We start from the raw sequence: 22,207 nt of genomic DNA, 5'->3' as shown, positions 1-22,207 counted from the left end.
TGACCGGCGGCATGATGAACGCGGGTGCGGTCCTCCGTCGTGGAGCCCTGGTGGAACGGCCCGCGCCGCGCACCGCGCCGGCGCTGCACGGCTACCTCCGCGCCCTCGGGGAACGCGGCTTCGACGCGGCTCCAAGACCTGTGCGTCTCACCGACGACGGCCGCGAGCAGCTGACCTGGATCCCCGGCGACGTCGCTCTGCCGCCGTTCCCCCGCTGGGCGATGACCGCGACCGCGCTGCGGTCGGTGGGAAGCCTGCTGCGGCGCCTGCACGAGGCGAGCGCGGGCATCCGCGTCGACTCCCGCGCCGAGTGGCCCCGGGCCCTGGCCGACCCGGAAGGAGGGACGATGCTGTGCCACAACGACGTGTGCCCGGAGAACGTCGTCTTCCGCGACGGCCGGGCGGCGGCCCTGATCGATTTCGACCTGGCCGCCCCCGGCAGGCCCGTGTGGGACCTCGCCATGACCGCCCGCTACTGGGTGCCCATGCTCGATCCCGAGTCCGCGGCGCCCCTGTACCCCACCGGACTCGACGCCCCGGAGCGGCTGCGGGTCCTGGCCGACGGCTACGGCCTCGGCTCACGGGAGCGTGCCGGACTGCCCGCGCTGGTCGAGGAGGCCACCGCGTCCTGCCGGGCCTTCGTCGCCGGCCGCGTGGCCGGCGGCGACCCCGAGTACGGACGGATCCTGGCCGAGCGCGGCGGCTGGCAGCGCTGGGACCGCATGCAGGGCTGGCTCGCGAGCCACCGTCAGACGTTCACGGCCGCCCTGCTCGCCTGACCGGCCCGGCGCCGGGAACAGGGCTAACCCGTGGTGCCGAAGGTGACCCGGTAGTAGCAGGCCCCCTTGCAGGACATGGTCGCCGAGTCGTCGAAGGCGTAGGAGTAGGCGTACGGCGCGGCCTTCTTGAAGACCCGGGTGTAGTCGACCGGCCACTTCGAGGGGACGCACTTGGCGCGGCCCGCCCACGCCCCGCGGCAGCAGTACACGTCGCCGCCGAACGCCGCGCAGGGCGGCTTGCAGCCGATGACCCGGCCGCCGGACGTGGCCTGCATGGCGCTCGGGCAGACCACGGGGCTCGTGCAGGTGCCTTTGTAGCAGCCGGAGGCGCTGACCGGGTCGCTGCTGGTGGTGTGGGAGATGTTGATGTACATGGGCAGGTTGGAGCCGTCGACCATGCTCACGTCGTAGAAGTCCAGACCGGCGTACGCGTCGAAGGTGAACTCACCCAACGTGGTCGGCGGGTTGGGACCGGTGCACACGCTGGTGCAGTCACCGGTGCGGCAGGCGCTCGCGGCCGTCGTCGCGCAGCCCGTACGGCCCCAGATCCGGCCGCCCCACTTGTTCCCCACGGTCAGCGACGTGCTCTGCCCGGGGGCGAGCCTGCGGCCGTCGGGATAGGCCGGCGAGTCGGTGACGACGGCCCAGATCGTCTCCTGCGTACGGTTGACCAGGGTGATCGCCCGGCTGCCGGCCGGGGCCGCGGCCTGCGACCCCGGTGCCTCGGGCGTGGCCTTGGCGCCGTGCGACGGCCGCTTGCTCGTCCTCGCCGACGGATCGGGCGAGCCGGAGGGCCGGTGGCTCGCCGAGGTGGAGGCCGAGGGCGACGCGGCCGGGGTGGTCCGCGTCGCCGCCGCGGAGGGGGGCTCGGCCGGGGCCGTGTCCCTTCCGGCCGTCACGGCGAGTGTCGCCGGGCGGCCGTCGTCCGCGCCGAATTGCGTGAGGGCCCCGTAGACCGCCAGAACCGCCACCGCGACCGCTGCTGCCGCGAACGTCCACCGCCGCGTGCGCGGGGACCTCGCTCCGTGCCGACTGCGTCGTGCCATCCTTGTGCCTTCCTCGTCCTCACCTGGTGCGTGCGCACGTATCGGGGACCGCGCCCGGGGGCGCCCGACAACACAAATCCGTGCGGCGATCCCGCGGAGTTTGTGTTGTCCGGGCTGCGGCCGGCCGTCTCCTGTATGTGCAGGCATCCCCGTCCGCCCCGATCGCGGGCCGGACGGGACAGGGCAGCGAGACCAAGTGCCGCGCCACGGGGCGCCGGTACGAAGGGAAGAGTGGAGTCACATGCGCAAGACCCACCGGAACGGACCCGGCGCCGGGGTGGTGGTGGCGGCACGCGCGGGCGACCGGCAGGCGCTGGACCAGTTGGTGGCCGAGTGCCTGCCGCTGGTCTACAACATCGTCGGCCGGGCGCTGAACGGCCACGCCGACGTGGACGACGTCGTACAGGAGACGCTGTTGCGCATGGTGCGGGGGCTGACGGAGCTGCGGGACCCGGGGGCGTTCCGCTCCTGGCTGGTGGCGATCACGATCCGGCAGGTCCGCGATCACGCGCGGCTGCGCGCGACGGCCCGGGACCGCAGCGCGGGCCTGGAGGCCGCCGAGCAGATACCCGACCCCGGCCTCGACTTCGCCGGGCTGACGATCCTGCGGCTCGGTCTGACCGAGCAGCGCCGCGAGGTCGCCGAGGCCACCCGGTGGCTCGACGAGGACGACCGGGAGCTGCTGTCGCTGTGGTGGCTGGAGGAGAGCGGCGAGCTGGACCGGCCCGAACTCGCCTCCGCGCTGGGCCTGTCGGACCGGCACGCCGCCGTACGGGTGCAGCGCATGAAGAAGCAGATGGAGGCCGCCCGCGTGGTGGTGCGGGCCCTGAACGCCACGCCCCGGTGCGCCGGGCTGCAGGCACCGGCCGACAACTGGGACGGCGTGCCGAGCCCGCTGTGGCGCAAGCGCTTCGCGCGGCACGTGCGCGGGTGCCCGGTGTGCGGCGGGATGGAGGAGGGGCTGTTCCCCATGGATCGCCTGCTGAGCGGGCTTCCGCTGCTGGCGCTGCCCCCGGCGCTCGACCCGGCGCGGGTGGTCGCGGCCGTCGTACGCGAGGCGGGGACGGCCACCGGGACCGGCGGGCCATGGTCATCCGGCGGTTCCGGGAACTCTGCGGGACACAAGGCGGTCGGCGGCGCGCGGCATGCGCACCGGGCCGCCCGGCCCGCGTCGCGCGTGTTCAGCGCGCCGGTCGTCTCGGGGGCCGCGGTCGCGGCCGTGGTCGCCGTGGCGCTGGTGGCCGCCGGGCTCACGACGGGCTCGTCCGGCACCCCCGGGAAGGCCGCGCCGCCGGCCCGGTCCGCACCCGCGGTCGCGGCCGCCGCCTCGCCGACCCCTTCGGCGCGTTCCGCGAGCCCCTCCCCCTCCCCGAGCACCTCGAAGTCGCCGGCGAAGAAGGCCACGCCCAAGCCCACGCACAAGGCACCGGCCGCACCGCCCGCGGTCGCCGTGGCCTCCACGTCCAAGAAGGGCGTGGGCGTGTGGACCTTCCCGGGGGTGAGCAAGGCGCTCGCCGCGTCCGGGGCGAGCTGGTACTACACCTGGTCCACCACGCACTCGGAGGTGACGAGCCCGCCCTCGGCCGGATTCGTCCCGATGATCTGGGGCCGCGACTCCGTCACCCCGCAGAACCTGTCCCAGGCCAGGTCCCAGGGCCCGTACCTGCTGGGCTTCAACGAGCCCGACATGGCCCAGCAGTCGAACATGACGGTGGAGCAGGCCCTTTCGCTGTGGCCGCAGCTCATGGACGCGGGCAGGGTCCTCGGCAGCCCCGCGGTGGCCTACGGCGGCGACACCCCCGGCGGCTGGCTCGACCGCTTCATGTCGGGGGCGAAGGCGAAGGGTTACCGCGTCGACTTCATCACGCTCCACTGGTACGGCGGCGACTTCCGCACCGCGGAGGCGGTCGGGCAGCTCACGTCCTACCTCAACGCGGTGTACCAGCGCTACCACAAGCCGATCTGGCTCACCGAGTACGCGCTGATCGACTTCTCCCACGGCACCCGCTTCCCCTCCGCCGACCAGCAGGCGGCCTTCGTCACGGCCTCCACCAAGGCGCTGGAGGGCCTGCCGTACCTCCAGCGCTACGCGTGGTTCGGGCTCGGGGCCGACGCCTCCGCCCCGAGCAGCGGCCTGTTCACCGACGGCACGACGGCGACGGCCGCCGGCCGGGCTTTCCAGGCGGCGCACTCATAACGCCCCGGGCCGTCGGTCGATTCACAACCGTATTTAATTTCCCGGGACCTTCGCCGTTCCTGCCCGTTGGCTAAAGCCGGGACATGTCGGGAATGCCGATCCGGAATTGCGTGCTTGCGCCACCGGATCGGCCTCGGATAACTTGTCGACGCACCAACAGGCGGAGACATGGCCGGAGATGACCACTCCGGCCTTCCGGCACGCCGGAAACTTCGTCGCGCGAAACCGTCAGTCCTCGGGCAAGGAATTCTCAAGGAGAACCCTTGCCCCCTTTTATGTCGAGGAGTTCTCGTGCGCAGCCTGAGGTCGGCGAAAAACAATCCCACCGAAACGACGTCCCGCACCCGGCGCCCGGGCCGTCTGCGTCTGGGCGCCGTCGCGACCGCCCTGGGCGCGATGGCGGTCCTTGCCTTCCCCGCCGAGGCGAACGCCTCCGTGCTCCAGCTCCTGCCGCAGAACGCCGACGGACTGGAGCAGTCCTTCTCCCCCGCGTACGACTACGACGGGGACGGCTGCTACGCCACGGCCGCGATCGGTGCCGACGGCACCCTCAACCCCGGCCTGAAGCTGGGTGGGGACGTCAACGGCCACTGCCACGACTACGCCCAGCTGGCCAACGCCAACACGTACTCGCGCGAGAAGTGCAACAACGACTGGTGCGCCGTCGTGTACGCCAGCTACTTCGAGAAGGACCAGGCCACGCTCGGCCCTGCGGCCATCGGCCACACCCACGACTGGGAGCACGTCGTGGTCTGGATCCACAACAACCAGGTCGAGTACGTCGCGGCGTCCCAGCACTCCGGCTACCAGATCGCCGCCCGTTCCGCGATCCGCTTCGACGGCACCCACCCCAAGATCGTGTACCACAAGGACGGCGCCTCGACCCACTGCTTCCGCTTCGCCGGCACCAATGACGAGCCGCCGGAGAACGCCACCGGCGGCTGGTTCTACCCCCGGCTCGTCGGCTGGGAGGGCTACCCCGCGGGCTTCCGCGACGAGCTCATGAACGCGGACTTCGGCTCGGCGACCATCAAGATCAACGACGCCCGCTTCAACTCCACCCTCGCCAACTCCAAGCCGTCCGGCATCCCGTTCGACCCCAACGCCTGATCCACCCTCGTGGACGGTGCCCCGCCCGGGGCGCCGTCCGCGAGAGGCCGCGTCTCACTCGCAGACGCGCTTGGGGGCCGTCGCACCCGGTCGCGCCCGGAAGCGCACCTCGTGCCCCGCGGCGTCGGTGAACACGGCCGCGGTCGGTGAGACCAGGGTCATCGTGCCGCGCTGCGTGGGGTTGTCCCAGCCCGCGGGCGGGTTGCCGGAACCGCCCGAGAGCGGCCGCACCGCCTCGAACCACGTCGGGCCGATACGGACGTCGTCGATCCCGCAGTGGGTGTAGAGCTCGAACGGCACCGCTTTCCCGGCCGCGGTGGCCGTCGTTTCGCGGGCGGCGGCACGGCGCGGTTGTTCGTCGTCACCGGAGCAGCCGCTGAGTACCGCGGCGGAGAGCGCCGCGACGAGGACGAGATACGTGATTCTGGGATTCATGCCGCTTCGACGCCCCGGCCCCGGTCCCGGTTCCGGGCCGGGCGCCGATCAGGCGCGGGGAGGCGTCGGCCCGTGCGGGAGCAGGACGGCGCGGCCGTTCGCGGTGCCCGTCGCCTGGCGGTGCCATGCGGCGGCGAGGCCGTCGAGGGGGACGGGTTCATGGGCGACGGTGAGCCCGCCCTCGGCGGAGCGCCGGGCGATCTCGACCAGGGAGGCGGCCCGTTGGGACGGCGTGAGTTCGTTGTTCGTGTAGCCGAGGATGCGCAGGGAGCGGCTGCGCAGTGTGCCGGAGTCGAGCGGGCACGTCTCGGCCGCGGAGCTGCCCAGGTTGACCAGGCGTCCACCGGTGCGGAGGGTGCGGGCCGCCGCCGCGGCCGGGGGACCGAAGAGCGGGTCGACGACCAGGTCCACAGGTCCGTCCGCCGCGGCGGCGATACGGGCGGCCAGTTCACCGACGTCATCGGTGTCGAGGACGACGACGGTGTCGGCACCCGCGGCATGGGCCCGCTGCCGCGCCGCCGCGGAGCGAGCGGCGGCCACGACCCGCCGGGCGCCGGCGGCGCGGGCCAGTTGCACCGCGGCCTGCCCGACCGCGCCCCCGGCGCCGAGGACGACCACCTGCTCCCCGGCCGCCAGTTCGCCGCGCCACGTCAGCGCCATGTGCGCGGCGACGGCGGACAGGCCGAGGGCGGCGACGGCCACGGGGTCCGCGCCGGGCGGCAGTTCCACCAGCGCCGCCTCGGACACCGCCACCTGCTGGGCCATGCTGCCGTCGCCTGGCGCCATACCGGCCGCCGTCGGGAACCAGACCGTGCGCCCGCCGTAGCTGCCCACGCCCTGGACACCGGGCACGTAGGGGGTCCGCGGCCGGCCGAAGTAGGAGGTGCCGCTCGCGCAGAGCAGGTCCAGCGGCGTCAGGGGCGCGGCGTGCACCTCCACCAGGACCTCGCCCTCCCCCGGCCGGGGCGGCTCCCGGTCGACCACGCGCGGCGGCCGGCCGGGCTCGGCGATCTCCGCCGCCCGCATGGTCACGTGGTGATGTCGGGGTAGGGCAGCGTCATGTGCGACAGCCGCCGGGCGTACTCCTTCTGGAACTCCAGCGGCCCGTGGTCGCGTTCGAACAGCCCGATGAAGAGCGTGATCGTGAGGAAGGGATGGGCGCCCAGCTCGAACAGCTTCGGGTAGTCGTGGGTGGACAGCGCCTCGCGCTCGGTGTCGTCGAAGCTCAGCCATGTCGAGGCCTCGCCGTGCAGGCAGTTGAGGATGCGGTTGGCGTACTCCTCCTCCCACGCCCGCACGGTGGCCACCGGTTCCTCGCGGTAGCGCTCCAGCAGCTCGGGGTCGCGGTCGACGGTGTACAGGAACTTGTTCAGCAGGTACTTGCTCACGAGCGGCCTCCGCGCGGGTACCAGGTGAAGTAGGCCTCCATGGTGTGGAACAGGTCGAACGTGTCGGTGTAGTCGGCCTTTCGGCCCTCACCGGCGACGCCCATCATCAGCATGAAGTCCATGAAGCCGTGGGTGGCGTTCCCCGGCAGGTGCAGGCTGTCGAGGGTGACCTCGGCGAGGCAGCCCTCGATGTCCCCGGAGGCGATCCACTCCACGGCCCTGCGGTCGAACTCCGGGTCGGGGCCGTGCGGCCCGAACTGGCGCGGCCCGCCGAGTTCCAGGGAGAGGTGGCCGGTGCCGATGACCGCGACGCGCTGGTCGGCGGGCCAGGACTCGATGAGCTCGCGTATCGCGCGTCCGAGCTGCACGAAGCGCTTGGGCTGCGGCAGCGGCGGCGCGAAGATGTTGGTGTAGATCGGCACGATCGGCAGGTCGTTCTGCGGCCGCAGCGTGATGATCGGGCACGTGATGGAGTGGTCGATGCGCATCTCGTTGGAGAAGGCGAGGTCGAATCCGAGGTCGAGGCCGCCGCGCAGCACGTGCGAGGAGAGGTCCTCGTGGCCCGTCATCAGCATCCGGGGCAGGCCGAACTCGCGTTCCTCGTTGTAGAAGTTCGCGTCGTAGAAGGGCGCCTTGCCCACGAGGAACTGCGGCATGTTGTCCAGCCACAGCTGGTGGAAGTGGTCGGAGCCGACCATGACGAGCACGTCGGGCCGCGCGGCGGTCAGTGTCGCGCGGAACGCCTCCACCTTGCGCACCCATTCGTCCGCGAAGGGCGGCCGGTCCTCCCCGGTGGCGTTGCTCGCCCGGTAGTAGAACGGGTGGTGGGTGGACGCGATGACCGCGACCAGCTCAGCCATGCGGACCTCCGTTGGTCTCGTCGGCGCGTTCGTAGGGGTCGGGTTCCACGGACCGGTTGTTCAGGTCCACGGACAGGAAGATCTCGTTGGCGACGGGGTGGCGCAGTTCCTCCGCGAGCTGCCCGATGAGCCCCGCGGTACGGGCCAGCAGGGCGAATCCGCGCAGCAGTTGCAGCGGCAGGCCGAGGTCGGCGAGCGCGGCACCGCACACCCCGGCGCCGTTGAGCGGCAGCGTCTTCCCCAGCACCTCGGGGTGGACCCGGCCGATGGCGGCGAACAGCGAGAGGTGCGGGCCGGCCAGCCCCTCCTCCTCGGCGATCCGGAAGAGCCGGGGGGTGCGGGGGTCGCCGTTCTTGTGCACGTGGTGGCCGAGGCCGGGAATGAAGCGCCCCTCGGCCCGCCGGGCCCGCACGGTGGTGAGCGCCAGCGCGTCCCAGCCGGCCTCGTCGGTGGGCGGCGGGCCGTCCAGGGCGTCGAGGACGTCGTGCAGGAAGCGGCCGCAGTCCTCCGTGACGCCGAGGAAGCGGGAGCCGCCGCCGAGCAGTCCGGCGGCGAGCGCGCCCTGCACGGAGTCCGGGGCCGACAGGTACGTCAGCCGGGTGACGATCGCGGTGGGGGTGAAGCCGTGGTCGGCCAGCGCGGCGAGCACGGCCTCGAAGACCCGGGTCTCCCCCGCCGTGGGCCGGCGCTGGGTGGCCAGCCAGAAGGCGAGTTCGCCGAAGCCGACCTTCCCCATCACGTCCTCGGCCAGGTCGTGGCCGAGGAGCGTGATGGACTCCGTCGACGAGGCACCGAGGGCGGTGGGGTACGTGGGGCGGGCGGCCCGGTCGGGCCGTGCGGGCTGCCCGGCGGGCCCGGTCATCGCCCCTCCCCGGAGTCCGCCGGGGCGGCGGAGTCGGCGGGGCCGCTCAGCCAGGCCCTCAACTCGGCTCCGTGCTCGTCCAGTTCGGGCGGGGGAAGCCGGTATCCGGCTGGGGTGTGCGAGAAGCGGATCGGGTGCCGTGTGGTGGGCACCGCGCGGTCGCCCTCGCCGACCTCGACGATCGGGTCGAGCCCGAAGCGCTCGGCCATGGCGAACCCGCCGTCGATGGTGTTGATCGGCCCGCACGGGATGCCCGCCTCGACCAGCAGCTCGAACCACTCGACCGCGCCGCGCTTCGCCAGCTGCTCCACCAGCAGCGGGCGCAGTTCCTCGCGCCGCTCCGTGCGGTCGGCGTTGCGGGCGAAGCGCGGGTCCTCGGCGACCCCGGGGATGCCGAGGACCTCGCAGAGCTTGCGGAACTGGCCGTCGTTGGCGGCCGCCACGATGAGGTCGTTGTCGGCGGTGGGCAGCGGCTCGTACGGAAAGACGCTGGGGTGGGCGTTGCCCATCCGGTACGGGACCACGCCTCCGGCGGCGTAGGCGGAGCTGTGGTTGACCAGCCCGGTGAGCGCCGAGGAGAGCAGGTTGACCTCGACGTGCTGGCCGTCCCCGGTGGCGTCGCGGTGGCGCAGCGCCGCGAGGATGCCGATGGCCGCGTGGTTGCCGGCCATGACGTCGAAGACCGAGATGCCGGCGCGGTAGGGCGGCCCGGCGGGGTCGCCGGTCAGGCTCATCAGGCCGGAGATCGCCTGGACCATCAGGTCGTAGCCCGGCACGTTCCGTCCGGGGCCGGTGCCGAATCCGCTGATGGAGGCGTAGACGACGCCGGGGTTGGCGGCGGACACCGAGCCGAAGTCCAGGCCGAACCGCTCCAGGCCGCCGGGCCGGAAGTTCTCGATCAGCACGTCGGCGCGGCGGGCCAGTTCCCGGGCGGCCGCGGCGTCGTCCGCGTCCCGCAGGTCCAGGGCGATCGAGCGCTTGCCGCGGTTGACACCCAGGTAGTACGTCGAGACGTCGCCGCGCACCGGGGGCGTCCACGTCCGTGTGTCGTCGCCCTGCGGGCTCTCCACCTTGACGACGTCGGCGCCCATGTCGGCCAGCAGCATGGAGGCGTAGGGGCCGGCCAGGATGCGGGAGAAGTCGGCGACCAGCACACCGGCCAGCGGCCCTGCCTGCGGGGACGGCTCAGGTGGCAGGTGGGTGTTCGGCATTCGGGCAGGCCTCCATGTCCGCACAACGGACGACTGTCCGCCACAGCGATTCTGGCATGTCACCCGCCGACGTCAAGACCTTCGCCCGCCCGATCCCCCGGCTGCCCGCCGGCCTCCCGCCCCGGGGCCCCGCTCAGCCCCGCTCAGGCCCGCGGCAGCGCGGCCCGCGTCACGTGCGGAACCGTCTCCAGCAGGGCGAAATCGGCACTGATCTCTCCCGCGGCCTGCAGCAGCAGCGGCAGATGGTGGTCGAGCAGGTGCTCCACGGACGTCTCGGCGGCGTGGGTGTTGACGTTCAGGGCGGCGACGACCCGGCCGGTCCCGTCGCGCAGCGGGACCGCGACCGACCGGATGCCGCGGGCGAGTTGCTCGTCGGTCAGCGCCCACCCGCGGGCCCGCACCTGGCGCAGTTCCGCGTCGCGCTCCTCGGGACCGGGCCGCCAGCGCGGTTCCAGCCCCGACCGGCTGGGCTCGGCGAGCACGGCGTCGGCCTCCTCGGGCGCCAGCGCCGCCAGCAGCACCTTGCCCAGCGAGGTCTGCAGGGCGGGGAAGCGCGTCCCGATCTGCACGGCCAGGGTCACGATCTTCGGCACCGCCACCCGGGCCACGTACACGATGTCCGGGCCGTCCAACTGCGCAACGGAGCAGGACTCCCCGGTGCGCCCGGACAGTTCCTCCATGTGCGGGCGGGCCACGTCCCACAGGCCCATCGACCGCACATAGGCCACGCCCAGTTCGAGCACCCGGGGGGTGAGCGCGTAGCCGCCACCGCCGGACGCGGTGCGCACATAACCGAGTTCCTGGAGGGTGAGCAGGATGCGCCGGGCCGTGGGCCGCGCCAGGCCGGTCGCGGCGGCCACCTCGCTCAGGGACATCGCCGGCCGGTGCGGCGCGAAGGCCGTGATCACCTCCAGGCCGCGCGCGAGCGCCTCGATGAAGTCGGGTCCGGTGCCCTCGCGTGGCATGTCGCCTCCAGCTGACGTACGGATTCGGTGCGCGGTCGATGGGAACGGTCCAGCCTAGCGTCCGTCAGGCGGACGCAGGTTCGCGCGAACGGCTCACGGAAGGGCGGCCTTTGCGTTCGCCGTCGCGCCAGTTCAGGCCGGTGCCCCGCCCGGGCCCGCAGACCGGCTGACCCGCGGAACCGCCCGCCCGTCGCCTCACTCCCGCGAAGCCTCCGGCAGGCGGACGCGGCGTGCAAGACCCCCGCTCGGCGCGCGCCGGGGCGCCGTGCAACCGGTGCTGACAGATTCCTTGACACCGCCGACACACGACCTCACAGTGACAGAAATTCCAAGTGACCGCTTGCCGGACGAAAGTCCGTTGATCGCTCAAGGGCGGCTGCCTGCCAACCGCACTCATGGCGAGGAGTGGAGTTCGACGATGAACGAGCAAGCGGAGTTCCTGCCCGGCCGGCCCGTCCTGCTGCGCGGCGGCACGGTCCTGCCGATGGACGACCGGCGGCAGGTGCTCCACAACACCGACGTCCTGGTCCTCCGCGACCGGATCGCCGCGGTGGGACCGGACCTGGCCGCCCCGGACGGCTCCGTCGTCGTCGACGCCACGGGCGGCATCGTCATGCCCGGCATGATCGACACCCACCGGCACATGTGGCAGACCGCCATGCGGGGTTACGGCGCCGACTGGACCCTGACCCAGTACTTCGTCTGGTACTACCTGGAGTCCGGCCGGCTCTTCCGGCCCGAGGACATCCACGCGGGCAACCTGCTGGCCGCCCTGGAGGCCGTCGACGCGGGCGTCACCACCGTCGTCGACTGGTCGCACGGCCTGCAGACCGTCGACCACGCCGACGCGGCGGTGGACGCGCTGCGGTCCGTGCCCGGCCGCTTCGTGCTCGCCTACGGCAACATCCAGCAGCCGCCGGCCGAGTGGACCGCCGCCCCGGAGTTCCGCGACTTCGTGAACCGCCGGATCACCGGGGACGACATGCTCGGCTTCCAGCTCGCCTTCGACGTGACCGGCGACCCCGCCTTCCCGGAGAGGCCCGCCTTCGAGGTCGCCCGGGACCTCGGCGTGCCGGTCACCACGCACGCCGGCGTGTGGGGTGCCACCGGCGACGACGGCATCCGCCTGATGCACGAGCACGGCTTCATGACCGACCGCACGGTCTACGTCCACGCCGCCTCGCTGTCCGCGGACTCCTACCACCGCATCGCCGCCACCGGCGGCTCGATATCGGTCTCCACCGAGAGCGAGCAGAGCGCCGGCCAGGGCTACCCTCCCACCTGGGCCATCCGCTCCCACGGCATCCCGGTGTCGCTGTCCATGGACACCAGCGTGTGGTGGAGCGGTGACCTGTTCTCCGCGATGCGCACGACCCTCGGCGCCGACCGCGCCCGCGAGCACCACGAAGCGCACGCCAAGGGCGAGACCGTGACGCACCTGGGCCTGCGCGCCGACCATGTCGTGGACTGGGCTACCCGCGGCGGCGCCCGCACCCTGGGCCGTGACCACGAGCTCGGCAGCATCGAGACCGGCAAGAAGGCCGACCTCGTCCTGATCAAGAACGAGCACTCCCCCGTCTCGTTCCCGCTGCTCAACCCCTACGGCCACGTGGCCTTCCAGGCCCAGCGCGGCGACGTGCACACCGTGCTGGTCGACGGCCGGGTCGTCAAGCACGACCACCGACTGGTCGGCGTCGACCTCGCGGCCGCGCGCCGCGAGGTCGAGCGGACGGTGGAGCACCTGCGCTCGCAGCTCGGCGAGGAGGGCTGGGCCCGGGGCATGAACCCCGACGTCCCCGAGACGAAGATCCTCGACAACCCCTACCAGTACACGGACTACCGCAGCAGCTCCACGCACAGCCGGACCGAGTGACGCCCCGGGCCGGCCTGCCTGACCGGCCCGGTCGCCGACCGGCCGCCACCGGCCGGCGGCCGGGTCAGGCCGCGTCGACGGTGGGCGAGTAGATGTCCATCCACAGCGCGAGGTCGAGGACGCGCTCCAGCCCGTGCCGCGCGGCCTGCGTGTGCTGCGGGGCGTCGTCCTTGACCGCACGTTCCAGCCAGGCCTTGCTGACCAGGTCGAACACCGGGTGGGAGGGCTTGGCCAGCAGGTCCCTGCCGTTCTCCCGCAGTGCCACGGCGTACTGCGGGTCCTGGGTGGAGGGGTAGGGGCTCTTGACCCTGTCGTACACGGACTGCGGCAGCAGGTCCACGGTGGCCTCGCGCAGCAGGCTCTTCTCCCTGCCGTCGAAGGACTTCAGCGCCCAGGGCGTGTTGTAGACGTACTCCACCAGCCGGTGGTCGCAGAACGGCACCCGCACCTCCAGGCCCACCGCCATGCTGGCCCGGTCCTTGCGGTCCAGGAGGATGCGCACGAAGCGGGTGAGGTGCAGATAGCTGATGACCCGCATCCGGAACTCGAAGTCGCTCTCCCCGTCGAGGCGTTGCACCCCGGTCAGCGCCTCGCGGTAACCGTCGTGGACATAGCCCTCCAGGTCCAGGGCCTTGGACAGGGGCTCGGTCAGGACGTTGCCGTCGTCCCCGAACTGCTGGGCGAAGTGCACCAGCCAGGGGAAGGTGTCGGCCCTGCGGGCCTCCTCGTCGAAGAACTGCTGGTAACCGCCGAAGACCTCGTCCGCGGACTCACCGGACAGGGCCACGGTCGAGTGCTGCCGGATGGCCTTGAACAGCAGGTACAGAGAGCTGTCCATGTCGCCGAGCCCGGCGGGGATGTCCCGGGCGCGGATGACCCGCGCGCGCACCTCCGGGTCGGCGAGCTGATCGGAGTCGAGCACGATGTCCTGGTGCTCCGTCCCGGCCAGTGCGGCGACGTCGTGGACGAACGGCGTGTCGGGAGTGGCGCGCAGGGCGTCCGGGACGAAGTGCTCGGTCTGGCCGACGAAGTCGACGGCGAAGCTGCGCACCGTCTCGCCCACGGTGGCCAGTTGGCGAGCGGCCAGCGCGGTCATCGCCGAGGAGTCGAGCCCGCCGGACAGCAGGGTGCAGCGCGGTACGTCGGCGACGAGCTGGCGGCGGACGATGTCGTCGAGCAGCTCGCGCACGCGGGCGATCGACGTCTCCTTGTCGTCGGTGTGCCGCTCGGTCCGCAGCGACCAGTACACATGGGTGCGCAGCCCGCCCCGGTCCACGGTCACCACGGTGCCGGGCTCGACCTCGCGCATACCGTCCCAGAACGCGTGACCGGGGGTCTTGACGAACGCGAACAGCTCGCGCAGGCCGTCGAGGGTGACATGGCGCGCGGCGAGCGGGTTGGCGAGGATCGCCTTGGGCTCGGAGCCGAACATCACGCCGTCGTCGGTCGGGTAGTAGTAGAAGGGCTTGATGCCCATGCGGTCGCGGATCATGACCAGCTTCTCGGCGCGGCTGTCCCAGATGGCGAAGGCGTACATGCCGTTCAGCCGTTCGGCGATTCCCTCACCCCACTCCAGGTAGCCGTGGAGCACCACTTCGGTGTCCGAGGTGGTGGTGAAGCGGTGGCCGCGTGCGGCGAGTTCCTTGCGCAGCTCGGTGAAGTTGTACGCCTCACCGGAGTACACCATGACCGCCGTACCGCCGTCGGGGTCCTCGGCCGCCATCGGCTGCCGGCCACCCGGCAGGTCGATGATGGCGAGCCGCCGGTGGCCGAGCGCGGCCGGCCCCTGCACCCAGGTGCCGCGGGCGTCCGGCCCTCGGCAGGCCATCGTCTCGGTCATCGCGTCCAGTGTGGCCTGCTCGTTGCGCAGGTCCCGCTCGAACGAGACCCATCCCGCGATTCCGCACATGCGTCTGCCTCCGGCTCTGGCGTGCCGTTGTGTGCCGCTGTGTTCCTGCGCGGGTCGGCCCCGGGATCCCGACTGGCGACTCCGCGCCGGGAGCACCATCACTGGGAGTGATGTGTATTAAGCAGCTATATGCCCGAGTCTGCGTCGATATGTGCTATTCGTCAAACGCCTCAGGCAACGATCACCGAGGGTCGCGACCTGCGGCTCAGGGACCGGAAAGGCGCCCCTGACCTGCGGCGACGCCATGACACAGCCACGCCGCGAGCCGACGCGCCCGCTCGCCGGCCCGGGCCGCGGATCGGTGCGCGGACATCCGTCCGGGTGAGCGGAGTGGCGGCGACGGATCACACGCGGGCGGAGACCAGCGCCCAGACGGACTTCCCCGACTCGTCGGGCGGCGTCCAGCCCCAGGAGTCACTGAGCGAGTCGATGATGTGGAGCCCCCGCCCCGACTCCGCGAGCCAGTCGGGCTCCTTCAGCACCGGGATGCCGGTGCCCGGATCGGCGACCGTGCAGAGCACGGAGGTGTCGCGCAGCAGCAGCCCCAGCCACAGCGGCCGGTCGGAGAGCGCGCACCTCGCGTCCTCCAGTCCGTAGCGCACGGCGTTGGTCAGCATCTCCGAGACGACTATCGACGCGTTGTCGACCACCCTCAGCATGCCCCACTCGCACAGCGTGGACCGGGTGAACTGCCGGGCGGCGCCCGCCGCTTGGAGGTCGCCGCTCAGCCCGCAGGCGGCGAAACGTGTCCCGGGACCCTCGGGCAGGTCGAAGTCGAGGGGGGTCGCCGGGTGAGTCGTCATCGAGTACTCCGCGGAGCGTCGAGGGGGGCGCGGTGTCTACACACTCCACTATCCCGGTCGGATCCCTACCCGTGCAAGCACATCTGCAATTACAGTCGTAAGTGCAACTGTAAGTACGTCTGCACGTGCAGATGCACGTGCAGAACGCCAAGGAGGCGTATCCATGCGGGAGTTCGAAAACGGCGTCCCGGCCACCGACATCGACGGCGCGGTCTGGCGGAAGAGCGGCCGCAGCAACCCCAGCGGCAACTGCGTGGAGCTCACGGCGCTGCCGGGCGGAGGCTTCGCGATGCGCAACTCCCGCCACCCCGGGGGTCCCGCCCTCGTCTACACGCGCGCGGAGATCGAGGCCTTCCTCGGCGGCGTCAAGGACGGCGACTTCGACGACATGGCCGGCTGACGGACCCTCACACCACCGATGACCTGCCCTCCACCCTTTCGAAGCGCGGTCCCGTCGGCGCGCCGTCCGCGAACGCGTGCGGCGCGCCCGGGGATATGGCTGTATTCGCACGCCCATTGGTGGGAGACTGGCTGTCTGCCCAGTCACTCACGGGAGTCGGCATGACCGCCACGCGGCCGAGCAACGAACCGTCGATAAAGCAGTACCTGGAGCACCCGCGAGGCGGTCCCACGGTCCTGCGCATCGTGCTCGGCACCCAGTTGCGCAGGCTGCGGGAGGCGGCCCGTATCTCCCGCGAGGACGCCGGCGAGGCGATCCGCGGTTCCCACGCCAAGATCAGCCGGCTGGAGCTGGGCCGCGTGGGCTACAAGGAGCGCGACGTCGCCGATCTGCTCACCCTGTACGGGGTGACCGACGAGACCGAGCGCGCCGACTTCCTCAACCTCGCGCGCCAGGCCAACACACCCGGCTGGTGGCACCGGTACGGCGACGTCCTGCCCGGCTGGTTCGAGACGCTGGTCGGCCTGGAAGAGGCCGCCTCCATCATCCGTACCTACGAGGTGCAGTTCATCCCCGGCCTGCTGCAGACCGAGGAGTACGCCCGCTCCGTGATCCGCCTGGGGCACCCGCGGGCGTCCGGCGTCGAGCTGGAACGCCGGGTGGCGCTGCGCATGGACCGTCAGCGGCTGCTGACCGCGCCGGGCGCGCCGAGGCTGTGGGCGGTCGTGGACGAGGCGGCCCTGCGCCGGACGCTGGGCGGCCGGGAGGCCATGCGCAGCCAGCTGGAACGTCTCATCGAGGTGGCGGCGCTGCCGAACGTGACGCTGCAGATCGCGCCCTTCAGCGTCGGCGGCCTCGCCACGGCCGGCGGCCCGGTCACGATCCTGCGTTTCCTGGAGCCGGACCTGCCGGACATCGTCTACCTGGAGCAGCTGACCAGCTCGCTCTACTTGGACAAGCAGGAAGACGTCGACAACTACCTGGCCGTCATGGACCGCCTCAGCGCGGAGGCCGAGCCGCCGGCGCGGACACCGGGCATCCTGAACGACATCGTGAAGCAGCTGCTCTAGCCGCTTCCGCGCCGAAGGAATCAAGGCGTCCTGACGCCCGGTTAGGCCTGCGGGCGGGCGGGCCGGACCGCCTCGTGGAGCCGGCGCACGCTCGCCTTCCCCTTCCCGTTCCCGGGCCGCGCGGGGCCGGTCAGACCTTGCGGCCGACGCCGCCGAACTCGATCCACTCCTGCGTGGCCTGACGGGGTGCCAGGTCGGTATCGGGGCGCCAGGTGGAGACCTCCACCAGGCCGGGCTCCAGGATCTGCAGTCCGTCGAGGAATCCGGCCACGTCGTGCTCCTGGCGCACCCGGCCCCAGTTGCCCTGCGTGCTGGCGTCCATGAACTCGGTCACGAAGTCGCGCACCGACTTGTCCTCGCTGACCAGTTGGCACACCACGAGGAAACTGCCGGGCACCAGACGCTCCGCGACCCTGCGCACCAGACCCGCCGGGTCGTCGTCGTCGGTGATGCAGTGCATGACGGAGACGAACAGAGCCGCGACCGGCTCGTTGAAGTCGATCAGCCGCTCGACCTCCGGGTGGCCGAAGATGCCCTCGGTGTCGCGGAAGTCGGCCTGGATGACCGCGGTGTTCTCGTTCTCCTCCAGCAGCGCCCGGCCGTGCGCGAGGACGATCGGGTCGTTGTCGACGTAGACCACGCGCGAGGCGGGGTCGATGCGCTGGGCGACCTGGTGCACGTTGTCCACCGTCGGCAGACCTGAGCCGTGGTCGAGGAACTGCCGGATGCCGTACTCCCGCGCGAGCACGCCCACGACGCGCTGGAGGAACCGCCGGTTGTTCACCGCGAGTTCCTTGGTGCTGGGCACGACCTTCAGCAATTCCTCGGATGCCTCGCGGTCGACCGCGTAGTTGTCCTTGCCGCCGAGCAGGAAGTCGTACATCCGCGCGACGCTGGGTGTCGCCGTGTCGATCGCGGTCGGCAGCGGCTCACGTTCCTGGCTCATCCGGCCCCTCACAGTCTTCCCCACGCCCCGAACGCAGGGGTTGATCGCGGATCTCCATCCTAGGGGCAACGAGGCGGCGCCGAACTGTGGTTCTCCCATTCCGCATCAGGAATCGGCCGTGCCGGAAGGCTTTCTGATATCCCCTCAGGCGGTGCACCGGGCGACATACCTCGCGTCCCGGCGGCCCCCGCGCGGAACGGGCTGACGCCGTCCGCGGCGGGCCGGACACAGAGGCGGAGAGCCGAGGCGCCGCCGGTGGCCGCCGTACTTCGTGCGGCATATCGTCCCTTGCATGGAACTCGATGCGCTGGACCGCGCCCTGATCCGGGAGCTGCAGCACGACGCCCGGCAGACCAACCGGGACCTGGCCGCCAAGACGGGCGTGTCCCCGTCGACCTCGCTGGAGCGGGTGCGGCTGCTGCGCGAGCGCGGGGTGATCACCGGCTTCCACGCGGCCCTGGACCTCGAGGCCGTGGGGCGCCCGGTCCAGGCCCTCATCGCCGTGCGCATCCGGCCGCCGGCCCGGCCGGTCATCGAGGGGTTCCGGGAGTGGGCGGCGCGGCTGCCGGAGACCATCGGCCTGTTCGTGACCTCGGGGGCGCACGACTTCCTGATCCACATCGCGGTCCCCGACGTGAACGGCGTCTACGCCTTCGTCATCGACCGTCTCACCGAACGCCGCGAGGTCGCGGACGTGCAGACCACGATGGCGTACGAGCACGTGCGGGCCCGTTCCGTCGAACCGGCCGACCCGGACCGGCGCCGGACCCGCTGAGGCCACCGGTCCCGCCCGGGGAGCCGCCGTACGGATGGGCACCGGACGGGCGGAACGCCGCACGAACTGCGCCGGGCGGCCGGGACACGCGGGGCCGCCCGAAGGAAGTTCGGCGGGGGCGCCATCCGGCCACATACCTGCCTAGCATCTGCCCGGTCCACCGAACAGACGCGGCAGGAGAGCAGGTCATGACCGCCGAGAACATCACCCCGTCCCGCACCGCAACCGTCGGCTTCTCGCCCGAGGAGATCGACCCGGCCGCACCGACCCGCGCGGCCCGGCTCAAGTGGGTCGTCGTCGTCGACAGCGACCTGCCGCCGGGACGGGCCGTCAACGCCGCGGTCTGCGCGGGCGCGGCCACCGCCGTCGCCGTGACCGGGCTCCTCGGGGAGGACGCCACCGACTCCGAGGGCAACGCCCACCCGGGGCTGCCGTGGGCGGGCTGCACGGTCCTGACCGCCGACGCCGCCGCACTGCGGGCGATCCGCGCCAAGGCGCACGCCTCCGCCGGCACCTTCGTCGCCGACATGCCCGCGGCCGCCCAGCAGACCCGCGTCTACGCGGACTACCTGGCCACGCTGGGCAGGACCGCGGCCGAGGACGTCGGTTACTGCGCGGTGAGCATCGTCGGGCCGCGCAACCGCGTCGACAGGATCGTCGGCAGGCTGCCGCTGATGTCGTGATCGCCCGCGGCGCGCGGACAGGCCGCCGGAAACCCGGTGGAACGGGGACGGCCGCCCGGCCTAGGGTCGGAGCATGAGCACCCGCGTCTTCCGCATCACCGTCCGTGGCGTCTTCGACGGCCTCGGCCCCGAACAGCGCTCCGAACTCCTGGCCCGCGCCGGGGAGCACGACGTGCTGCACGCGGCCTTCACCCCCGAGGGACACCTCTCGTACGACATCGCCGCCCGCCCCGCGTTCACCTTCCGCTTCCAGGACGCCGGCGAGGCCGAGGAGGACATCCTCGAGGCGACCGAGCGCGCCGAGCAGGCGGCCCGGGCCTGGCTGACCGGACGCGGCTACGGCTTCAAGCACCTCCGCGCCCAGGCCGAGGACCTCTCCCAGGCCCCGCTCGGCAAGCGGCAGCGCCGCGCGGCCGCCATGGGGAATCCCGCCTGACGATCGGCCCGCTACGCCTCGCGCGGCGGGACGTAGAAGCCGGTCGTCGCGGCGACCGCGGCGGCGACGACGTCCTCGGGCGCGCCCGAGGCGGCGTAGGCCTCGCCCCATGCCTCGCTGCTGCGCGTCATGCACACCCGCACCTCGTCGGACTCCGCGAACTCGGCGGCCTGCTCGGGGGTGGGGAAGTCACCGGCAAGGTAGCGGCCGAACCCGAGGAGCGCGAGGTCCCAGCCCACGCCGACGGCTCCGGGGCCGAACTGGTCCCACATGCCGGGCGGGACGACCGCGACGTGCTCGAGTTCGAGGACGGTCCGCTCGTCCTGCTCGGTGAGCCGCACCGCCACCTCGCTGAAGCCCGGCGCCTCGCCCATCACCCAGCTGACGCGCAGCAGTCGGGGCGGTTCGCACTGCAGGATCTCCCCGCCCGCGTTGCCCTCCAGCTGGTAGTGGCCGCCGAGGCGCAGGTCGCCGGTGACCGGGAGGAACCAGCGCTGGATGCGCTCGGCGGTGGTGCAGGCGTCCCACACGTCCTCGATGTCCGCGTCGTAGGCGCGGCGGAGCAGGACCGTGCGGGCCTCCTCACCGGAGACGTCCCGGGAGCCGACCTGCCGGTGGACGTGGTTGATCTGGTCGACGATGTCGCTCATGGCGTCTCTTCCTGTTCCTTCCCGGAGCGGGGGGCGAGCCCCGCCCCCGGCCGTGGTCCCTGCCGCCGTTCCCCGGCGATCCGCCGCTCCCGGCGCCCGCGCGCCAACTCCGTGCCCAGCGCGTCCAGCCGCTGCTCCCAGAAACCGCGGAAACGCTCCAGCCAGGCGTCGACCTCGCGCAGCGGGGCGGCTTCCACGGCGTAGAGCCGCCGCGTCCCCTCCGCGCGGACGACGGCGAAGCCGTGTTCCCGCAGCACCCGCAGGTGCTGGGACACCGCGGGCTGCGAGATGCCGAACTCCTCCCGGATCGCGTCGCTGATGGCACCGGAGGGCTGCTCACCGGCGGCGAGCAGCTCCAGTATCCGTCGGCGCACCGGATCACCGAGGATGTCGAATGCGTGCACGGCGAGAACTATGCCAGCGTCCACTTATATAAGCAATCACTTATAGAACGCCCTCGCGGAAGCGCCGGCGGCCCGGGGCGGTCCACCGCCCCGGGCCGTCCCGGTCCGCATCCGCCGTCCCCGGCCTCACGGGGCCGCGGGGTCGCGGAGGCCGTCGTCGAGGGTCCCGTAGTTGTGCTGCGGCAGCACGTCCGCGTCGTAGTCGGCCTTGACCCAGGTGCCGAGCACCATCTCGGCGGTGATGCCGGGGCCGAAGCCGGCCAGCAGGCCGCGGTGGCCGTCGAGTGCCGTGCCCTCGTCGAACATCCGGGCCAGGGCGTCGAGCACGACGCAACTGGCGATGTTGCCGTACTCGGTGAGCGTGGCACGGCTGAAGCGGAACGCCTCGGGAGCGACGCCGAGGTAGCGGCTCAGGTCGTCCAGGATGCGCGGGCCGCCCGCGTGGATGACGTAGAAGTCCAGCTCCGACGCGTTCCATTGGTGCTCCGCGGCCACGCGGCGCAGGACCGGCGCCAGCGGCTCCATGGTGCCGGGCACGCGCTTGTCGAGCTGGAAGTGGAATCCGGTCTGGCGCACCGCGTAGGAGATCCAGGCCTCGGTGTTGGGGATGAGGTAGGAGGAGTTGCGCTCCAGCCGCATCCCGGTGCCGCCGTTGCCCCGCACCACGGCGGCGGCGACACCGTCGCCGAACAGGCCGTTGGACAGCAGCGTTCCGACGCTCAGGTCGGTCGGCTGGTAGCACAGCGAGCAGAACTCGCAGGCCACGATGAGGGCGTTGGCCTCGGGGTACGCCGTGCAGAAGTCGTGCGCGCGGTTGATGGCCGCGCCGCCCGCCGCGCAACCGAGTTGGGCGATGGGCATCTGCCGGGTGTCGTGCCGGAAGCCCATCGTGTTGATGAGCCACGCCGTCAGCGACGGCATCATGAAGCCCGTGCACGAGACGTAGATGATGAGGTCGATGTCGGCGGCCGTCAACTCCGCCTCGTCCAGCGCCTGGCGCACCACCGCGGGCACGCGCGCCTTGGACTCCTCCTCGTAGATCTCGCTGCGCACATCGAAACCCGGATGTTCCAGCACCTCGTCGATCGGCCGTATCAGGTGCCGTTTCCGTACGCCGGTGTTCTCGATGAGCCTGAGGGTCAGGCCGAGTTGCGGGTGGTCTTTGTGCAGCCGTCGTGCCAGCTCGAGCGTTTGTTCGCAGGTGATAACGTTGTCGGGAACCGCGATCACCGGCTTGCACAGAACTGCCATGATTGGCTCCATTCCTGTCCCTCTGCGGGCAATGGTCCACGTGGTGCCCCGCCCCGGTGCATTTCTTCCGGGGCGGACCCGTACCTTTCACGGAAAGGCGATAGGGAGGTACGGGCATTTCGCATGCGGCGCCCCAATGGCGCCGGTATTGCAC

23 protein-coding genes are annotated in these 22,207 nt (G+C 72.0%); 9 read left to right on the top strand and 14 right to left on the bottom strand.

Going from position 1 to position 22,207, the window contains the following annotated elements:
• Positions 1-11 precede the first annotated feature (11 nt).
• Entirely contained in the window at positions 12-779 is a 768-nt protein-coding gene (locus ACIP98_RS13130) for a phosphotransferase enzyme family protein (protein WP_401975644.1), read from the top strand.
• 23 nt (positions 780-802) lie between these two features.
• Here ACIP98_RS13130 and ACIP98_RS13125 read toward each other — a convergent pair whose 3' ends face one another.
• On the bottom strand, positions 803-1,825 hold the full coding sequence (locus ACIP98_RS13125; RefSeq protein WP_401975588.1) for a thaumatin family protein: 1,023 nt from the start codon (positions 1,823-1,825) through the stop codon (positions 803-805).
• Between the two features lie 241 nt (positions 1,826-2,066).
• On the opposite strand from ACIP98_RS13125, the gene ACIP98_RS13120 reads away from it, so the two are divergent.
• Positions 2,067-4,022, top strand: coding sequence for a sigma-70 family RNA polymerase sigma factor (locus ACIP98_RS13120; protein WP_401975586.1), 1,956 nt, complete (start codon positions 2,067-2,069; stop codon positions 4,020-4,022).
• 396 nt (positions 4,023-4,418) lie between these two features.
• Positions 4,419-5,132 carry an NPP1 family protein gene (locus ACIP98_RS13115; RefSeq protein ID WP_401975641.1) on the top strand — a complete coding sequence of 238 codons (714 nt, stop codon included), beginning with the start codon at positions 4,419-4,421 and terminating at the stop codon, positions 5,130-5,132.
• 54 nt (positions 5,133-5,186) lie between these two features.
• On the opposite strand, the gene ACIP98_RS13110 is transcribed toward ACIP98_RS13115, so the two are convergent.
• The 7 genes from ACIP98_RS13110 to ACIP98_RS13080 form a co-directional block, all read right to left on the bottom strand.
• A complete protein-coding gene (locus ACIP98_RS13110) occupies positions 5,187-5,567 on the bottom strand; it encodes a hypothetical protein (RefSeq protein ID WP_319659459.1) in 381 nt (126 codons plus the stop codon).
• 48 nt (positions 5,568-5,615) lie between these two features.
• On the bottom strand, positions 5,616-6,593 hold the full coding sequence (locus tag ACIP98_RS13105; protein ID WP_319659661.1) for a zinc-binding alcohol dehydrogenase family protein: 978 nt from the start codon (positions 6,591-6,593) through the stop codon (positions 5,616-5,618).
• A 2-nt stretch (positions 6,594-6,595) separates the two neighbouring features.
• On the bottom strand, positions 6,596-6,955 hold the full coding sequence (locus ACIP98_RS13100) for a hypothetical protein (protein WP_401975584.1): 360 nt from the start codon (positions 6,953-6,955) through the stop codon (positions 6,596-6,598).
• Positions 6,952-7,815 (bottom strand): extradiol ring-cleavage dioxygenase, encoded by an 864-nt coding sequence (locus ACIP98_RS13095; protein ID WP_401975581.1) that lies wholly within the window; start codon positions 7,813-7,815, stop codon positions 6,952-6,954. Before ACIP98_RS13095 ends, ACIP98_RS13100 begins: the two co-directional genes overlap by 4 nt.
• Complete coding sequence (locus ACIP98_RS13090; protein WP_401975579.1) at positions 7,808-8,677, bottom strand: citryl-CoA lyase; 870 nt, start codon at positions 8,675-8,677, stop codon at positions 7,808-7,810. The genes ACIP98_RS13095 and ACIP98_RS13090 overlap by 8 nt, the downstream gene beginning before the upstream one ends.
• Positions 8,674-9,888: a CaiB/BaiF CoA-transferase family protein gene (locus ACIP98_RS13085; protein ID WP_319659463.1), complete on the bottom strand. Its 1,215-nt coding sequence runs from the start codon at positions 9,886-9,888 to the stop codon at positions 8,674-8,676. The genes ACIP98_RS13090 and ACIP98_RS13085 overlap by 4 nt, the downstream gene beginning before the upstream one ends.
• 143 nt (positions 9,889-10,031) lie before the next feature.
• Positions 10,032-10,853, bottom strand: coding sequence for an IclR family transcriptional regulator C-terminal domain-containing protein (locus ACIP98_RS13080; RefSeq protein ID WP_401975577.1), 822 nt, complete (start codon positions 10,851-10,853; stop codon positions 10,032-10,034).
• Between the two features lie 418 nt (positions 10,854-11,271).
• Here ACIP98_RS13080 and ACIP98_RS13075 point away from each other — a divergent pair, with 418 nt between their 5' ends.
• Positions 11,272-12,726, top strand: coding sequence for an amidohydrolase family protein (locus ACIP98_RS13075; RefSeq protein WP_401975574.1), 1,455 nt, complete (start codon positions 11,272-11,274; stop codon positions 12,724-12,726).
• 64 nt (positions 12,727-12,790) lie between these two features.
• Here ACIP98_RS13075 and asnB read toward each other — a convergent pair whose 3' ends face one another.
• Together asnB and ACIP98_RS13065 are read right to left on the bottom strand one after the other, a co-directional pair.
• On the bottom strand, positions 12,791-14,635 hold the full coding sequence (asnB, locus tag ACIP98_RS13070; RefSeq protein ID WP_401975572.1) for an asparagine synthase (glutamine-hydrolyzing): 1,845 nt from the start codon (positions 14,633-14,635) through the stop codon (positions 12,791-12,793).
• A gap of 344 nt (positions 14,636-14,979) precedes the next feature.
• Positions 14,980-15,438: an ATP-binding protein gene (locus tag ACIP98_RS13065; RefSeq protein WP_319659467.1), complete on the bottom strand. Its 459-nt coding sequence runs from the start codon at positions 15,436-15,438 to the stop codon at positions 14,980-14,982.
• A gap of 163 nt (positions 15,439-15,601) precedes the next feature.
• On the opposite strand from ACIP98_RS13065, the gene ACIP98_RS13060 reads away from it, so the two are divergent.
• The gene (locus tag ACIP98_RS13060) at positions 15,602-15,838 is read left to right on the top strand and encodes a DUF397 domain-containing protein (protein ID WP_319659468.1); all 237 of its coding nucleotides are present in this window, start codon (positions 15,602-15,604) and stop codon (positions 15,836-15,838) included.
• Between the two features lie 161 nt (positions 15,839-15,999).
• A complete protein-coding gene (locus ACIP98_RS13055) occupies positions 16,000-16,908 on the top strand; it encodes a helix-turn-helix transcriptional regulator (protein ID WP_319659469.1) in 909 nt (302 codons plus the stop codon).
• 130 nt (positions 16,909-17,038) lie between these two features.
• On the opposite strand, the gene ACIP98_RS13050 is transcribed toward ACIP98_RS13055, so the two are convergent.
• Positions 17,039-17,854 (bottom strand): SAM-dependent methyltransferase, encoded by an 816-nt coding sequence (locus ACIP98_RS13050; RefSeq protein WP_319659470.1) that lies wholly within the window; start codon positions 17,852-17,854, stop codon positions 17,039-17,041.
• Positions 17,855-18,146: 292 nt separating this feature from the next.
• Between ACIP98_RS13050 and ACIP98_RS13045 the strand changes: the two genes are divergently transcribed.
• The 3 genes from ACIP98_RS13045 to ACIP98_RS13035 all read left to right on the top strand — a co-directional run bounded on the left by ACIP98_RS13045 (position 18,147) and on the right by ACIP98_RS13035 (position 19,748).
• Positions 18,147-18,629 carry an Lrp/AsnC family transcriptional regulator gene (locus ACIP98_RS13045; RefSeq protein WP_319659471.1) on the top strand — a complete coding sequence of 161 codons (483 nt, stop codon included), beginning with the start codon at positions 18,147-18,149 and terminating at the stop codon, positions 18,627-18,629.
• 188 nt (positions 18,630-18,817) lie between these two features.
• Positions 18,818-19,312, top strand: a complete 495-nt coding sequence (locus ACIP98_RS13040) for a DUF2000 domain-containing protein (protein ID WP_319659472.1) — start codon at positions 18,818-18,820, stop codon at positions 19,310-19,312.
• 73 nt (positions 19,313-19,385) lie between these two features.
• Entirely contained in the window at positions 19,386-19,748 is a 363-nt protein-coding gene (locus ACIP98_RS13035) for a DUF6204 family protein (RefSeq protein WP_401975568.1), read from the top strand.
• 11 nt (positions 19,749-19,759) lie between these two features.
• On the opposite strand, the gene ACIP98_RS13030 is transcribed toward ACIP98_RS13035, so the two are convergent.
• From ACIP98_RS13030 to ACIP98_RS13020, 3 genes are all read right to left on the bottom strand, one after another.
• The gene (locus tag ACIP98_RS13030; protein WP_319659474.1) at positions 19,760-20,398 is read right to left on the bottom strand and encodes an SRPBCC family protein; all 639 of its coding nucleotides are present in this window, start codon (positions 20,396-20,398) and stop codon (positions 19,760-19,762) included.
• A complete protein-coding gene (locus tag ACIP98_RS13025; protein WP_401975566.1) occupies positions 20,395-20,802 on the bottom strand; it encodes an ArsR/SmtB family transcription factor in 408 nt (135 codons plus the stop codon). The genes ACIP98_RS13030 and ACIP98_RS13025 overlap by 4 nt, the downstream gene beginning before the upstream one ends.
• Before the next feature lie 126 nt (positions 20,803-20,928).
• A complete protein-coding gene (locus ACIP98_RS13020; RefSeq protein ID WP_319659476.1) occupies positions 20,929-22,053 on the bottom strand; it encodes a type III polyketide synthase in 1,125 nt (374 codons plus the stop codon).
• Positions 22,054-22,207: the final 154 nt, after the last annotated feature.

Origin of the sequence: Streptomyces sp. NPDC088354 (assembly GCF_044753585.1) — a bacterium.
Taxonomy (GTDB): domain Bacteria; phylum Actinomycetota; class Actinomycetes; order Streptomycetales; family Streptomycetaceae; genus Actinacidiphila.
Note: the sequence above shows the minus strand (reverse complement) of the source record. Positions and strands in the feature narration are given on the sequence as shown.